Below are 14,390 nucleotides of genomic sequence, written 5' to 3' on the forward strand. Positions count from 1 at the left end.
GATTTTGGATGGCTACTTTACTTGATTTTTCAAAAGGCTGCCAGCAACATCCGCTTTATATTACTATATGGGAAAATCAGCGCATTTCAAGATGGCGGACCGCTTATATCTCGGGTCGGCCAAAATAATTGCCCTGCCCCCAGTCCACCCCCATGTCACGCAGCATATCTGCCGTTTCACGATCTTCGATACACTCCGCGATGGTGGTGATTTTCAATTTCTTCGATAGTACGATCGTGCTTTCCACCATCGCGCGCACCCGTTCGTTGCTGGTCATGTTGCGCACCATCCAGCCTTCGATCTTGAGGAAGCTGACCGGCAGTTCCGCCAGGTAGAGAAAAGAAGAATAGCCGCTACCAAAATCATCGAGCGCCAGGCGGAAGCCGAAATCGAGCAGGGGCTGCAATTCACTGCGTATACGCTCAAAATCCGTCAATAACTGGCGCTCGGTAATCTCGAACACCACCGGTTTGTAGCTGGGAAAATCGATATTGCAGGTGGCACAAAACTGCATGGCCCCGTCCAGAAGCTCATCCACATAATCCTTGCGCGCAAGAAACTGGGGCGAGAGGTTGATGAAATGAGCAAAACCGGGATCGTGGCCGGCCGTCAGGTTGACCGCGCAACGAGACATTGCATGACGGGTAATGTTGCGATCCACTTCGTGGATGAGGTTAATCCCTTCCGCCGCCTCGATGAATTCGCCGGCGGCAAGAACGGAACCATCGGGCTGGAGCATGCGTGCCAGCGCTTCATCTGCCACCGGCTTGCGGGTAGTCAGGTCCACCATGATCTGATAGGCGGCGACGATGCGCTCCTCCTTTAGTGCGCGCTGCAGCATACCGGCGCGCCACAGCGTGCCCGTACCTCCAGATTCGCTGGTGACCACGCAATCGCGGCCCTTGCGCTTGGCCTCGTAAAGGCAGCTATCCGATTCAGACAGCGCATGAGAGATACTCTCATCACCAGCCTGGCACACGCCAATGCCGAAGCTGGCGGTAATTTCGATACTACCCTGGCTGGTCTTCGGCGGATGATCCTTGATCGCCAAGCGGACCCGTTCCGCTGCAGTTACGGCATCGGCACTATCGGAATGATGCAGGAACAGAATAAATTCCTCTCCACCCCACCGCGCCAGCCAGTCACCCTCGCGCAACGTCTGACGCATGATGCGCGAAACCTGCTGCAGCACCTCATCGCCTACGCCATGCCCATAGTGGTCGTTGATCAACTTGAATCGATCCAGATCGCAGGTAGCGATGGAAAATCCGATGCCATCGCGCTTGGCACGCGCGATTTCTTCGTCGAAACGCAGTTCCGCAGCACGCCGGTTTGGCAATCCGGTGAGTTCGTCGGTGAGCGCCTGTGTTTCCAGCTTCTGTCGCTGCTTGAGCTGCAGCAACATCTGGCTGAACCAGGCCGCAAGCAACTCCATGAACGGCTCGTCACCCTGGGAAAATTTTCCCTCTGCTAACGGCTGCTTCCGCAAGAAAACCAAGGTTCCATAGAATTGCTCCCCGACCCAGAGCGGGATACCGGCGTAGGCATGAATGCCAAAACTGACCGCCTCCTCCACCAACTCCGGTCTTTCACTTACCCCCATGTCTGCGATGAAGAGGCCGCGATTCTCATCGGCGACATGCTGGCACAGCTTCCCCAGCGGACAAGCTTCCTCTGCCTTGAACATGCCAAGCGTGTCCACCAAATACGCCAGCACAAAATGCTCGCCGACCTTCTCGCTCAGCAGCGCCGCATCCATATCCAGAGTATCCATCCCCAGCCGGAGCATCATCCTGACCTTCTCGCCTTCGGAACGGGTGCGGCTGGTGGCGATCTGCCACAGCACCTGCAGGCGCGCGGATTGATCCCTAACCGTCATCAGCAGTCGTTCCCGCTCGCTCACATCGATCGCCAGGCCATGACGAATGACCTCGCCGGTTTCGTCCATCTGCTCGAATTCAGCGAGCGACAGCCACAGTGGCCGGCCCTTGCGATTTACGAATTTCCGAACCAGCTGTGCCACTTCGCTGATTTTGAGTTGCTGGGTGGTACCGGGAAGGGCTCCACGTTCCGCCAGAAGATTGCTCCAGGGATGGCCCACCACCTCGCCTTCCTCCATGCCCAGCATATCAAGGAAAGACCTGTCGGCCGCCATGACCACATGATCCCGCGCACGCACCGAATAGGTGCCCGCATGCGCCGCCGTCAACAGCAATCTTTCACGGTTCTGCGCTAAAGCCCCCAGCCTCTGCTGAGCATCAGACAGGGATGCGCACAAATTGTCGATCTCGCTCACGCCGCTGCTCGGCAGCTCTGTCTTCTTCTCAAGCCCCTCTCCACTCAAGCTCTGGCGTAACGCCAGCATGCGATGTGCGAAGCGCCGTGTCAGCCCTGCATAGATCAACCCACCCAGCACCATCAACCCGAGCAGCATATAAATCGGAGCCTGCACGCTGCGCCACCAAATCTGCCGATGCAGGTCCGTCGCCACGGAAATAAGTGCATACAGCGGATAATTATTCAAGTGGTGAACAGCACCAAACCGCTCCACGCCATCCATGCTGGCCCCGGTGAAATAACCCGCATTCACGCCGGACTGTAATAACTCAAGCAGATTCCCGTTGGGATGCCTGGTACTGTAAAGTCTGACTGGATCACCCATAGGCAACCTGCTGATCGGGTACCCGTCGTCACGCAGCAGGCTGATCACCACGCCATCAGGCAGATTCAGATTGGCCCATAAGGTCTGCTGTTTATCCAAAGGGATTGCGGCCTGCAGGACATACAGCACCTTGCCGCCACTGTCCCGTACGGTATAGCGCAGGGGAATGACCCAGGATTGGGTGGCATCACAGATCTGTGGACGATTAACACTGAGCCCTGTAATAGCCAGATTGAGTTGAAAGTCTTCGTACCAGGGAGAGTTGGACAGAGTCTGAGTAGGCTTTCCGACCCGTTTTTTCAGAGCCTCCGCTACCACTCTGCCGTCCGGCATCACCAAAGCCGCGCCGCCCAACTCCGGATATTTACCCATAAATTCCTGCAGCAACGGCAGAACAGTCTGTGGCTGGCGAACCACATCAACGTGACGCAGCTTGATGGCAAGTTCTTCCAGATGGTTACCGATAAAACCGAAATAGTTCTGCGCATGTCCCGCGGTGAGCGCAGCAGCCACGCGCAAACGCTGCAGGTGTGCCTGTTCGGATTCTTCCCAGGAATACCATAGCCACAGGCCGATCAACAGCAGATAGGAAGTCCCCAGGATGAGAAACACCCTGGCGCCGAGGCGCGCAAGGGAAGGAGCCTTGCGGGGGTTTGAACGGCCCGAAAAAAAAGTCATCGACGAGCCGTCGAACTAGTAATCATTTGCGTAGCATAGCAAATTTGCGGCAAACGCCCTAGCCAGACGTTGCGCCTGTTTCCCGTATCGATGCGGACATTTTCAGGCAACCTATCGCAAGCTGCTATTCTTCAGGCCAGTAATCGGTAGCAATACCCTCGCCCAGATCGGCTTCGATCAGGCGGCGCCGCACTTCGAGCAATCGTTCGATTAGCCTGGGCTCCCGCTTTTCGTAGCCTTCAGCATCGGCAACACGGTTAACCACTACGCCTAGCAGTTCGGTGATCGCGTTGCCAATCGAATTCTGGCTGATTGTAACGATCAGTTTGCCTTCGTCATTACGATAGATGAGTTGCTTGAACGCAGGCTGCCAGCGTATGGCATTGGCGTATTTTGCATCAACAATGCAGTGATCGCGCACCTTCTTCGCCGTCTTCAGAAAATCATTGTTGAACAGCAGCACGCTCTCGACTTCATCCGGGTAATAGACATCCGTCGGGACCGGCGCGTTACGAGTGGAGACCTGCGAAAAGAAGGTGCGGTAGAAATCGATAAACCCCTTCAGTACCTCATCGTACTCTTTCCAGAAACGCACATCTTTCAGCGCCGCCGCGCCACCCTGAATCTCCCAGCTGGGCAGACCCTGCGGGTAACCCGTCAGCGCGATGCATGCGTCAGCTTCGCTGGTGGGCTTGAGAATTTCCAGATCCAGCGCCTTGTCGAAAAACTCGCGATAAACATCATGCATATAGGCCTGAAAAAGGCTGTGCTGACCGCCATCGGTAAGATTGGGATTTTTCAGATCGGCCAGCTTGGCGTTGCGCAGTTCTTCCTTGGGAAAAACGATGAAGTGGTTGTGCAGCATGCGGATGCTGGGCACACCCGGCGAGGTCAGCGGCCAGGTGGCATCCAGACTCGCCTCGCCCGCCAGGATCAGCGCCTCATCCGGATCGGGATATTGCTCCAGCATGTAGTCGATGATGATCTGATTCATCCGGTTCCACACATGCTTCACATTGTCCGGCACCTGAGTGCGACGCACCGGTCGTCCCAGCGGGTTCAGGACGCATTGAGAGGTGTTGTAGATAATCGAGGTATCGAACTCGTTGCTGTGCCCCAAAGCCTTGCGATACAGCAGCAGATTTTCCTCGTTCATCAACAATCCATTGTTATGCATCAGATCGTTGAGATTTTCGGTACTGTTGAAAAATTCGTTGTGCTTCATCCCCTCCGGCACTTCCAGAGGGATGGGACGGAAGGGAGTGGTAATTTCGCGGGGGCCGGATTGCGTCATACTGGTTCCAGGTTTAGGTGCTGTAATGGGTAATGAGTGATGGGTGAGGCGAAAAAGCGAGGTTGGCGCGGTTTTGACTTTCCGCATCCCACATCACCCATCACCCATCACCCATCACCCTCAGCCGTACAGCTTCCGGCCGCGCCGGCGCTGGCGGTGGGCGCGCTTCTCATCGGCTTCGGTCTTGGGTGCAGGCACCCTGTCGGCAAAGGGGTTATGCCCCTGCTTGAACTGTACCCTGAGCGGCGTGCCCGTCAACTCGAACGCCTTGCGGAAGGTGCTTTCCAAATAGCGTTTGTAGCTGTCGGACAGACTCGCCAGCGAGGTGCCGTGAATAATCACCAGCGGCGGATTGGAGCCACCCTGGTGGGCGTAGCGCAGCTTGGGGCGGAACGGGCCGGACTTGGGCGGTTGGTGCTGAGTAGTGGCTTCGAGGAGGATGCGGGTCAATCTAGGCGTTGGCATCTTGATCATGGCCGACTCATAGGCTCCGTCGATGGACTTGAACAGGCCGCCCACGCCACTGCCCTGCAGGGCGGAAATATAGTGGAACTTGGCAAAATCAAGAAACTGCAGCTTGCGTGCGATGTCGTTCTTGACCACCTCGCGCCGGTCGGCGGAAAGATCGTCCCATTTGTTGACCGCCACCACCAGCGCACGGCCGCTTTCCAGAATGAAGCCGGCGATATGGGCATCCTGCTCGGACACGTCCTGGCGGGCGTCCAGCACCAGCACCACCACGTTGGCATCTTCCACCGCCTGCAGGGTTTTCACCACGGAAAACTTCTCGATTGCCTCGAACACCTTGCCGCGCTTGCGGATGCCGGCGGTATCGATCAGGGTGTAACGCTTGCTATCGCGCTCGAAATCGATGTAGATACTGTCGCGCGTCGTACCCGGCTGGTCGAAGGCGATGACCCGTTCCTCGCCGAGCAGGCTGTTGACCAGCGTAGACTTGCCCACGTTGGGGCGGCCGACGATGGCGATCTTGGGGTGATCGTCCTCCTCCTCGTCAACCTCATCCAGCGGGAAGCTCTCCAGCGCCAGCTCCACCAGGTCATGCACGCCTTCGCCATGCGCACCCGAGATCACCAGCGGGTCGCCCAGTCCGAGTTCGTAGAATTCGGCGGCAACTACATCGCGCCGCATGCCCTCAGCCTTGTTCACCGCCAGGAATAATGGCCGGCCCAGTTTTCGCAACTGGTCGGCGATGATCTTGTCCTGGGCGGTCAAGCCCTGGCGCGCATCGACCAGAAACACGATAGCATCGGCCTCGTCCACCGCCTGCAGGGTCTGCCGTGCCATTTCGTGAAGAATGCCGTCCTTCGCCACCGGCTCGAAACCGCCGGTATCCACCACCAGATAGGGCCTGTCTCCCACCCGGCCATGGCCGTAATGACGGTCGCGCGTCAACCCCGGCAGGTCCGCAACGAGCGCGTCGCGGCTTCGGGTTAACCGGTTGAACAAAGTGGATTTGCCGACATTGGGACGGCCGACCAGTACGAGTGTGGGTTTCATAATTCAGGTGTAATGGTTATGGGTGATGGGTGATGGGTTATTCGTGATGGGTTATGGGTGAGGAGGAAGGAGCAACAGCCAATGCCATTACCCATTACTCATTACCCATTACTCGTCGCTCATTACCCATCGCTCCTCACCCGTTACTGCACAGTTAACGCGTACAAACCGCCATTGCGAGTCTGCACCAGGAAACCTCGGCTCAGCGCCACGGGAGGTGCGCCGATCTGGCTGCCATCGGTGGCAATGCGTGCTGCAAAGCTGCCATCCTCCCGCGCCAGCAGATGGACATAGCCCTGTACATCGGCCACCGCGATGTAGCGTCCAAGAGCCAGTGGCGCAGTAGCTTGGCGGGCAAGCAGCTTGTCCTGCTTCCACAGGCTCGCACCGCTGTTCTTGTCGAGGGCATGGATCGCGCCGCGAGTATCGCTGACGTAAATGCTGCGATCATCCATCGCCAGACCGGCGGAACTGGAGACATCACGCGCCCAGAGCAGGTTGCCGCTGGCAATATCGAAGCAGGCTGTACGCCCCTGATAGGCGGTGGCGCAGATCATGCGGTCATCCACCACCGGCAGGCTGCTGACATCGGTCACACGCTCCAGCTCGGTGGCGCCACGCGGCAGAGCTACGGTCGCTTCCCAACCCATGTTGCCGTTCGCCAGGTTGAGCGCCACCAGCTTGCCACCAGCAAAACCGGCGAACACCGCACCGTGCGTCACCACCACGCCGGCATTGCTGCGCAGGGCAAGCGCCGGCATGGCGCGCTGGTATACCCACTTGCGCTTGCCATCCCTGGCATCCAGCCCGAAAATGCGGCCGTCGCCGGCGCGCACCACGACGATGTCATTGGCCACCTGCGGCGCACTCAATATTTCGCTCGAAAGACGTGCCTGCCAGAGCGGCTGGCCCTTGGCGTTGAAGGCCAGCACCTCGCCCTTGGCAGTTCCCACTGCCACCAGACCGCTGTCCGCACCGACGCCACCGGAAATCTTGCGCCCGGAATCGATGTTCCACTGTTGCTTGCCAGTCTCCGCACTAAAACGAACGATCTTCCCATCCATGCTCGCCGCGTAAACGCTGTCGCTCACCACAGCGGGAAACAACACCGTATCCCCGGCCCCACCGACGCGCTCCTGCCAACTCGACTTGAGTTCCACCGAAGGCTTGAATTCGACCAGCGTTGCCGGCTTCTCACCGGCATCCTTGCCACCCCAGAGACCAAAACCGGTAGTAACCTTCTCCCCCATGCCGCTGCAACCAGCCAGCTGGAAAATGGTTGCCAGCACTAGCAGCCATCTTATTGGCTCATTGCGCCTCATCCGCGTTCTCCCAGGCCATCCAGCTTCATTTCCACGACTTGGCGATAAGCGCTTTTTTCGTCGATTTTTTTCAGTGCGGCCTGGTAGGCAACACGGGCATCCGCCATCTTGCCCTGAGCCATCAGCACGTCTCCTTTAAGATCGGAAAAGAGGCCGTCAAACGCCTTTTCATGCGGCGCTTCCAGCGTTTTCATGGCTTCCTCGTAAGCTTTCTCATCCAGCAGGATACCGGCCAGGCGCAACCGGGCGATGTCGCGCGCACCCTCTTCCTTGGCATGTTCGATCACCCATTGCAGCTGTGCCTTGGCGCTCTTGGCATCGCCCGCTTCATAGTTAACCCCGGCCGCAAGCAGCGCGGCTCTCGAGGCATAAGGCGTGCCCGGATATTTTTCGATAAGCTGGCCAGCCGCATCACGGATGCGCTTGGTATCCTTGCTCTGCACCCCGCTTTGCACCGCTTCGTAAGCCAGCGCCGCCTGGCGCTGCTGGTTATTCTGGTAGACACGCCAACCCTGCATGCCGGCCGCCACCGCGGCGAACACCGCGACCGCCAGCATCACGGTCGTCCCGTTCTTTTTCCACCAGTCTTTCAGCTCGTCTACTTTTTCCTGTTCTTCAAGATCGTAAGCCATGTTTTTCCCCGTTTAAATAAAGTTAGCGCTGTCCAATACCGATCAGACTCGCCGCCGAATCCACCGTCATCCGCATCTGCTCTCCCAGATCGCGCAGCGGCTTGAGGCTGACTTCCCCTGCCCCAGCCTCATCGTCACCGACGATCAGCGCATAGCGCGCTCCGCTGGCATCTGCCTTTTTCATCTGCGACTTGAAGCTGCCGCCACCGCAATGCAGGAGCACGTGCAATCCCTGGTCGCGCAGCTGTTCAGCCGCCACCATGGCAAATTTGTTTGCCGCATCACCCTGGTGCACCAGATAAACATCGGGGGCGACCCGAGGCGCCTGAAATGCGTATTCCTCCAGCAGTGCCAGCAGCCTCTCTACGCCCATGGCGAAACCGCAAGCCGGTGCCGGTTTGCCGCCGATCTGCTCGATCAGACCGTCGTAACGTCCCCCCGCGCACACCGTACCCTGCGCGCCGAGTTTGGTGGTTACCCATTCGAATACAGTAAAGTTGTAATAATCCAGCCCACGCACCAGACGTGGGTTGATCTGGTATTCGATGCCGGCATCGCGCAGCATCACCTGTAAATCCTCGAAATGCTTGAGCGACGCTTCGTCAAGATCATCCAGCAGCCTCGGTGCCGCCTCGATGATCTCCTGCAGAGCCGGATTCTTGCTGTCAAGCACCCGTAGCGGGTTGGTGTGCAGGCGCCGGCGCGAATCCTCGTCGAGGATATCGACACGCTGCTCCAGGTAATGCACCAAGCGAGCACGGTGGCGCGCACGGTCTGCACTGTTGCCCAGCGTGTTGATCTGCAGGGCAATATCGGGCAGGCCGAGCCGCTTCCACAGCCGCGCCGTCATGATGATATGTTCGGCATCCATGTCCGGCCCGGCGTAGCCCAGCGACTCCACTCCGACCTGGTGAAACTGGCGGTAGCGTCCCTTCTGCGGGCGCTCGTGGCGGAACATCGGCCCGGTGTAATAAAGGCGTTGCGGGGCATTGTACAGCAGGTTGTGCTGGATCGCCGCGCGCACGCAAGAGGCGGTGCCTTCCGGTCGCAGCGTCAAGCTGTCGCCGTTGAGTGCATCGACGAAGGTGTACATTTCCTTCTCGACGATGTCCGTGACCTCGCCGATGGCGCGCTTGAACAGCGCGGTCTGCTCGACGATCGGCATGCGGATGCTGCGGTAGCCGTAGCTGCGCAGCCAATCCTCCACGGTTTCCTCGAAAAAGGTCCAAACATCGGAGTGTTCCGGCAGGATATCGTTCATCCCGCGTATGGCTTGAATTTGGCTCATTACTGTTGCGACTCTTGTTTCATCCGGGCGATACGTTCGCGAACCTGCCGCTCCAGTTGGTCCACGATCTCATTTTCCGTCACTTTGTAGGCAGGCTTGCCCTCAACATAGAGCATGTTGGGTGAGCCGCCGGCGATGCCGAAATCCGCCTCACGCGCTTCGCCCGGCCCGTTCACCACACAGCCCATCACCGCCACATCCATGTGCTCGAGCACATCCTCAAGGCGCGCTTCCAGCGCGTTGACGGTCTTGATCACGTCGAACTCCTGGCGCGAGCAGGACGGGCAGGCAATGATGTTTATCCCCTTGCTGCGGATATGCAGGCTCTTCAGGATGTCGAAGCCGACCTTGACCTCTTCGATCGGATCAGCTGCCAATGAAACCCGGATGGTGTCGCCGATGCCGGCAGCCAGCAACATGCCGAGGCCAATCGCCGACTTGACGCTACCGGAACGCAACCCACCCGCTTCGGTAATGCCGAGGTGCAGCGGTTGCTCGATCTGGCCGGCCAGCAATTTATAGGCCTCGACCGTGGTGAACACGTCGGAGGCCTTGAGGCTCACCTTGAAATCCGGGAAATTCAGGCGGTCGAGGATCTCGATGTGGCGCATCGCCGATTCCACCAGGGCCTCGGGAGTGGGTTCGCCGTATTTCTTTTGCAGATCCTTTTCCAGCGAGCCGGCGTTGACACCGATGCGGATCGAAATGCCGTGGTCTTTCGCCGACTGTACCACCGCCTGCACGCGATCCTCGCGCCCGATATTGCCGGGGTTGATGCGCAAACAGTCAGCGCCCAGTTCAGCGACGCGCAGGGCGATTTTATAATCGAAATGAATGTCGGTGATCAAGGGCACCGGCGAACGTTTTTTGATCTCGCCGAAAGCTTCCGCAGCCTCCATGCTGGGAACGGAAACCCGTACGATATCCACACCCGCCTTCGCTGCGCGACTGATCTGGGCGAGCGTCGCCTCGATGTCGCAGGTTTCGGTGTTGGTCATGGTTTGTACGCTGATCGGCGCATCGCCGCCGACGGCGACCGAACCGACCATGATCTGCCGGCTCTTGCGGCGGGGTATTTCAGGTTTAAACATGGTTTACTCGATGGTCAGCCGCGCCACATCCACCTTGATGTGGGGCGCAAGGTCGACCGGCTTGTCGTTGTAAGTCAGTCTGACGTGGGCGGCATTGCCAATCACCAGGGAAAACGGCGGGTTGCCGCGCACCGACTGCTGGCTGCCTTTCGGGTTCAACTGATAAAAAATGACCTTACCGTTTTTATCCTTCACCTCGACCCAGGAATCGCCGTCGAACACAAACTGCAGGAGCCGGCCACCGACTTCCGCCACAGGAGGAGCTGAGGGAATCAGGGCCTCGGCAGTAGCCGGAGCAACCGGGGCAGCGACGGGTGCAGTTGTAGTTGCAGGAGCCGGCTCGGCAGCTTGATTCGTGACGGGCGCAGTCTGAACCGGTGCCTCAGCTTGCGGCAACGACAGAACCATCGTGGCTTCTCCAGCGGACTTCAACGGTATATCCTGGGGCGATGGTTGCCTCTGGAGCAATTCGACCATTCCCCAGGACAAGACCAACACTGCCACACCGATGATTGCGGCATATTTCGCCCATGGCTTGCCGGAGTGATCGCCAAATGGCATCAGCCTGCGCTTGCCGCCAAATTCAATCCTGCTCGTTGGCACTGCAATCGTCTGGGCTTGAGGTGGCTCAGGCTGGCAGAGTGCCAGCAACGGTTCGGGATCGAGCTGCAGCAGCTTCGCATAATTACGAAGAAAGCCACGCAGAAATGTCTTGCCCGGCAGGCTGGCAGGGTCATCCGCCTCCAGCGCCTCGACCTGGCGCGGAGCAAGCCTGAGTTGTCGTGCCACTTCAGCCACGCTCAAGCCAAGCCGCTCGCGTGCTTCGGTAAGCACCTCGCCCGCGCTCGGCCTAACCTCTGTCTGCTGCTCAGCGGCATAACCCCCAAATTCTTCAGTCTCTTCAGTCACTCAATACCTCACGCTATTAGGGCCTGCAAACGAATAACCAGAACATTCTGGCTGCGCTGGTGGGGCGCGCTGCTGCGTTGCCGGTCGCTTGCAGGGAATGGCCATGCGGCGCGCCCGGCGTCTTGCATCGCATCCCACCAGCACACCCATAATTGTCCAGGTTATTCATTTACAGGCCCTTACTCATATTTCCCGCTGCGCAACGCCTGGGCTTCAGGCGAATCGGGGAAGGTTTTCCTCAGTTGCAGGCCATAACTGGCTTCGTCGCTGCGGTTGCCCAACCTGCGCTCGATGCGCATCCCCAGCCACAAGCTTTCCGGGGTCGGAGCGGCAATCTGGGAAAACTGATTAATAAATTTCTTGGACTCGCCGTAGTTTCCACGCTTGAAGTTAATATCGGCCAAGTGGAATAGTGCCTGAGGCTGACGGGGTTGAAGACTGATCGCTTTCAGCAGAAACTCCTCAGATTCGACGTCGTCATTTTTCTTGCGCGCACAAATCCCGGCGTTGAGATAAGACTTCTCGGGTGTGGCGTACAGGGGATTCTTCAGCGCCGCCATGAAATACCGGATGGAATCGTCGATCTTGCCGCGCTGACACAGAAACCAGCCGTAATTGTTGTTGGTGTCGGAATCGGTGCTGCTCAGGCTGAGCGAGCGGCGAAAACTCTCTTCCGCCCGGTCATCCTCCCGCAACGTCATGTAAACCAGGCCCAACATGTTATAGGCAGGCGCAAAGTCGGAATCCGCCCGGATCGCCAAATTCAGCTCATCCAGCGCCACGCCTAACTGACCGGAACTAAAATAGGCCGCGCCCAGATCGGTGTGGATCTGGGCACGCTGGCGCGCTTCGGTCTGCTCTTCCGCAGAGGCATAGCCCCCCGCCAGAAAGCCGGCTCCGAGCACCGTCAGAAATAATAGTTGCTTCAGGTTTTGCCTAATGCTCATGCAGCTACCTCATCAATCGCCATAGCGTTTCCCACCGAGTCATGTCGGTGGCCGGCTGCATACGATCCCACACGGGCTTTAGCCCGTAGTGGGTCGGAGTCCCCTTGTGGGGCAATCGCGGTCGGTCGCATCCAGCCTGCGGCCGGAACCTGCTCCCTGCTCATGCAGCCGCCTCATCAATCACCATAGGGTTTTTCCCCGAGTCCTGTCGGTGGCCGGCGGCAATCGCGGCCGGTCGCATCCGGCCTACGGCCAGAACCTGCTTCCTGCTCATGCCGCCACCTCAATTTTTATCGTGCGCCTGGTTTTATCCTGCACTTTGCCTGCCAGCTGGCCGCAGGCGGCGTCGATGTCGTCGCCGCGAGTCTTGCGTGTCGTCACCACGCGTCCGGCTTCGATCAAAATCGCTCCAAAACGGCGAATGACATCGGCGGGCGAACGCTTGTATTCAGAATCCGGAAACGGATTGAATGGGATCAGGTTGAACTTGCACGGCACGTCACGCGTCAGGGCGACCAGCTCACGCGCATGCGCAGGGCTATCGTTGACGCCGTCCAGCATGACGTATTCGAAAGTAATGAAATCCCGCGGCGCATCGACGACATAACGACGGCAGGCCGCCATCAGCTCGCTCAGCGGGTATTTTTTGTTGACCGGCACCAGTATGTCGCGCAATGCGTCGTTCGGTGCATGCAGCGAAACCGCCAGTGCCACCGGGCACTGCTCGCGCAGACGATCCATGGCAGGGACGATGCCGGAAGTGCTGACGGTCACGCGGCGACGTGACAAGCCATAGGCGTTGTCGTCCAGCATCAGGTGCAACGCGGTCACAGTATTGTCGAAATTGAGCAGGGGCTCGCCCATGCCCATCAGCACCACGTTGCTGATCACTCGTTCATTTCTTGGTGTGCATCCTAGCGCCTTGTTCGCCCACCACAACTGGCCGATGATCTCGGCCACGCTGAGGTTGCGGTTAAAACCCTGCTTTCCGGTAGAGCAAAAACTGCAATCCAGGGCACAACCCACCTGTGAGGAAACGCACAGAGTGCCGCGATCACCCTCGGGAATGAAGACGGTTTCAACGCCCTGCCCTGCACCCACGTCGAGCAGCCACTTGCGTGTGCCGTCGTCGGAAATCTGCTCCTGCATCAAGCGCGGCGGTTCGACTACCGCCAGCCCGCCCAACTTCTCCCGCAATGCCTTGGACAGATCGCTCATCCGGGAGAAATCGCTTTCCCCGAACTGATGCATCCAGCGCAGCAGCTGCTTGGCGCGGAACGGCTTTTCGCCGCTTTCCGCGAAGAAAGCAGCAAGCTTCTCTTGGTCGAAGTCGAGCAGGTTAATAGTCATCGAACCCTCTCCCCAACCCTCTCCCGTCTCGCCGGCTTGAGCCGCTTGCGGGGGATACTCCTTGCGGGTGCAAGGGAGAGGGGGGGGCGAACGAGAAAAGCGCTTGCTTTGATTGGGTCATTAACTTGAATAGACTTCCATCGACGGGAAGAAATAGGCAATTTCTGTCCTGGCATTATCCAGGCTATCGGAGCCGTGCACTGCATTAGCATCGATGCTCTCGGCGAAATCGGCGCGGATGGTGCCCTTGTCGGCCTTCTTCGGGTCGGTGGCGCCCATCAGCTCGCGGTTCTTGGCAACAGCGTTCTCGCCTTCCAGCGCCTGCACCATCACCGGGCCGGACATCATGAATTCGACCAGATCCTTGAAGAAAGGACGCTCGCGATGAACGGCGTAGAAGCCCTCGGCTTCGGTACGGCTCAAATGGATCATGCGCGAGGCGACGATTTTCAGGCCATTGCTTTCGAAGCGGGAATAAATTTTGCCGATCACATTTTTTGCCACTGCGTCGGGTTTGATGATTGAGAGGGTGCGTTCAACAGCCATTCGTTTTCTCCAGATTGCTTAAATTTAAAACGTGTAAAAATACCACATTTATCACTTAAAATAAACGTCTTATGTGACCTTGACCCCCTGCGCTGTTGTGGCCGGGGATATCGTGCTACCATGCAGCGCAGCCGGATTTTCCATTAAAACAAG

The 14,390-nt window shown here is 58.3% G+C and carries 11 protein-coding genes; all 11 read right to left on the bottom strand.

Annotation, left to right across the window (positions count from 1 at the left end; translation table 11 throughout):
* Positions 1-103 precede the first annotated feature (103 nt).
* The 11 genes from VMV64_RS11775 to ndk all read right to left on the bottom strand — a co-directional run bounded on the left by VMV64_RS11775 (position 104) and on the right by ndk (position 14,237).
* On the bottom strand, positions 104-3,340 hold the full coding sequence (locus VMV64_RS11775; protein WP_325330516.1) for an EAL domain-containing protein: 3,237 nt from the start codon (positions 3,338-3,340) through the stop codon (positions 104-106).
* 124 nt (positions 3,341-3,464) lie between these two features.
* Positions 3,465-4,634, bottom strand: a complete 1,170-nt coding sequence (locus VMV64_RS11780; RefSeq protein WP_325330518.1) for a hypothetical protein — start codon at positions 4,632-4,634, stop codon at positions 3,465-3,467.
* A gap of 120 nt (positions 4,635-4,754) precedes the next feature.
* Complete coding sequence (gene der, locus VMV64_RS11785; protein ID WP_325330520.1) at positions 4,755-6,152, bottom strand: ribosome biogenesis GTPase Der; 1,398 nt, start codon at positions 6,150-6,152, stop codon at positions 4,755-4,757.
* A gap of 143 nt (positions 6,153-6,295) precedes the next feature.
* Positions 6,296-7,474 (bottom strand): outer membrane protein assembly factor BamB, encoded by a 1,179-nt coding sequence (gene bamB, locus VMV64_RS11790; RefSeq protein WP_325330522.1) that lies wholly within the window; start codon positions 7,472-7,474, stop codon positions 6,296-6,298.
* The gene (locus tag VMV64_RS11795) at positions 7,471-8,106 is read right to left on the bottom strand and encodes a tetratricopeptide repeat protein (RefSeq protein ID WP_325330524.1); all 636 of its coding nucleotides are present in this window, start codon (positions 8,104-8,106) and stop codon (positions 7,471-7,473) included. Before VMV64_RS11795 ends, bamB begins: the two co-directional genes overlap by 4 nt.
* A gap of 22 nt (positions 8,107-8,128) precedes the next feature.
* Entirely contained in the window at positions 8,129-9,394 is a 1,266-nt protein-coding gene (gene hisS / locus VMV64_RS11800; protein WP_325330526.1) for a histidine--tRNA ligase, read from the bottom strand.
* Positions 9,394-10,485, bottom strand: coding sequence for a flavodoxin-dependent (E)-4-hydroxy-3-methylbut-2-enyl-diphosphate synthase (gene ispG / locus VMV64_RS11805; RefSeq protein WP_325330528.1), 1,092 nt, complete (start codon positions 10,483-10,485; stop codon positions 9,394-9,396). The genes hisS and ispG overlap by 1 nt, the downstream gene beginning before the upstream one ends.
* 3 nt (positions 10,486-10,488) lie before the next feature.
* Positions 10,489-11,394, bottom strand: a complete 906-nt coding sequence (locus tag VMV64_RS11810; RefSeq protein WP_325330530.1) for a RodZ domain-containing protein — start codon at positions 11,392-11,394, stop codon at positions 10,489-10,491.
* 179 nt (positions 11,395-11,573) lie between these two features.
* Positions 11,574-12,341 carry a type IV pilus biogenesis/stability protein PilW gene (gene pilW / locus VMV64_RS11815; RefSeq protein WP_325330532.1) on the bottom strand — a complete coding sequence of 256 codons (768 nt, stop codon included), beginning with the start codon at positions 12,339-12,341 and terminating at the stop codon, positions 11,574-11,576.
* A 270-nt stretch (positions 12,342-12,611) separates the two neighbouring features.
* Positions 12,612-13,691 carry a 23S rRNA (adenine(2503)-C(2))-methyltransferase RlmN gene (gene rlmN, locus VMV64_RS11820; protein WP_325330534.1) on the bottom strand — a complete coding sequence of 360 codons (1,080 nt, stop codon included), beginning with the start codon at positions 13,689-13,691 and terminating at the stop codon, positions 12,612-12,614.
* Between the two features lie 120 nt (positions 13,692-13,811).
* Entirely contained in the window at positions 13,812-14,237 is a 426-nt protein-coding gene (gene ndk / locus VMV64_RS11825; protein ID WP_325330536.1) for a nucleoside-diphosphate kinase, read from the bottom strand.
* Between the last annotated feature and the right edge of the window lie 153 nt (positions 14,238-14,390).

The organism is Sulfuricella sp., assembly GCF_035531155.1.
Taxonomy (GTDB): Bacteria; Pseudomonadota; Gammaproteobacteria; order Burkholderiales; family Sulfuricellaceae; genus Sulfuricella.